General features: G+C 45.4%; 1 protein-coding gene and 1 pseudogene. Both read right to left on the reverse strand.

The features are described 5' to 3' along the window. Positions 1-306 precede the first annotated feature (306 nt). Positions 307-982: pseudogene (locus tag COY37_RS12085) on the reverse strand (DUF6904 family protein). A 175-nt stretch (positions 983-1,157) separates the two neighbouring features. Next, a complete protein-coding gene (locus COY37_RS08825; RefSeq protein WP_286977255.1) occupies positions 1,158-1,394 on the reverse strand; it encodes a hypothetical protein in 237 nt (78 codons plus the stop codon). Positions 1,395-1,789: the final 395 nt, after the last annotated feature.

The raw sequence follows: 1,789 nt of genomic DNA on the forward strand, positions 1-1,789 counted from the left end.
AAACTGCTCGACATTAAGCCCACCATAGAACAAGTAGAGTGGGTTACCACAGTTGTGCATGCAATCTTGATGGTGTTACTCGGTATCGCTATCCACTCGACCTGCATAGGCATCGTCTGCTAGCGATTTGGGCAGCGGGCAGCGGGCGAGACGATGTTATGGCGGCTAATCGTGAGCGCGCAAGCGTCGCTCATGCGCAACACGTTACGTGGTAAATAGGAAAAGGAAGAAAAATGGCTTTCACTTTGGGGAAAATAGTTCCTTGGGGACGGTCCTGCTGAAAAACCTCCGGGGAAGGCAAAAACGTCACCACTCAAAATCTTCCGGATAATCAACCGGCGGATTGATATTATCTTCACATGTATTGTAATGTCGTGCTGCTGCTGCAACCTCAGATTTAATCTGATTGTATTCCTCTCCACGCTCTGCAAGCCTTTTGGCCATTGTCGGAATACTCTTCAGCCGTTTTTCACTATGCATGTCAATGAACCTGCAGTTTAAAATATCAAGGTATTGTCTTGTATATCCACCAAACCATGTATAATCCTTATTTATGAGATTCATCATACGCCTGAAAGAGGTATCTGCAACAGTATCCTTTATACACTTCATAACTCTTTTTCGCCTTCTTTCGTGCATATAAACGGATAAAATCATTCAGCGCCATAGTGACAAACAATATCTCTGGCCATAGCACATATATCTTCAGGTATACATTTTTATCCGAAGCCAGCACAGACATGCGCCGCTTCTTTTCTTCATCCATACCATTATCCACAAATTCAATCTCCCGATCTCCCATCAAAGCGTGGCGTATATCGTAGCAGACTCCCAAGACTCTTGTACGGGCTGCCTCAAATCCGACAAATTCATCCTCATCCCCTACAACAGTATGTAATGCTTCATAAAAGTTCTCAAAGTCCATATAGTCACCATATACAGCTACGCCAGTATTGTTTGGGGTATTTTTTACATATACCATTTTTTGTCTCCCTTTTCTCTTAAGACCGGCGATCTTGCGATTGGACAGTACGCCGTAGAACTTTCACGGTTGCTTTTGACTAAATCCGCTTTTTCAACGAACGATTGCATACCCTCCATGAAATATCACAATAGAATAATCGTATGATTAATACAACACTCCAACAGGATAATTTTTATTGTATCCACTTCATTTCCCGAACATTGCCTGTGGAGGCCAGTGCAGCCAGAGCTGCCAGCCGGGCACCGGTGTCGTCACCCGGCCTGAACCTGATCCAAATGAGTGCGCCGAGCGCTCCGCCATGACCGAGTCCATGCAGCAAGAGTGCTGCGGCAATGACAAGCGTCTTTGTTTCGAGCGGCGCCGCCGACCTTGTAGAGCCAACTCCAACGGGAATCCGCAATTTCGGCACGGGCAACCTTATTCATCATTTCCATTCACCTCTTTCTTCTCGCAAAAGGCGTCATGGAGATCGCCAAGCGCGCCAACTATGGGGTGACCCACGCGCATGATTGGATGACCTTCACCTTTTCTAGGCAAACTTTTCTTCCTATTCTAACTTAAGGAATCGATTATCTTAAATTATATCAAGGGATTATTAACGTAGTAATTACCATTAGAGGAACAATTAATAGGTTCTTTGCCCATGAAAAAATACGGTCTGCCTGGGCTAGCATCGTTTCTACATCGCCTTTTCGTATTGGCTTACTCTCATATTCTGCGCGTAAGCAACACTGAGGCTGATCTTGAATTTCTCAAATTCGTGCTTCGGCAAGAAGAGCAAACCGGGCGGGCTATGCCGCTGGA

This window comes from Candidatus Aquicultor secundus, from assembly GCF_002791875.1.
Classification (GTDB): domain Bacteria; phylum Actinomycetota; class Aquicultoria; order Aquicultorales; family Aquicultoraceae; genus Aquicultor_A; species Aquicultor_A secundus.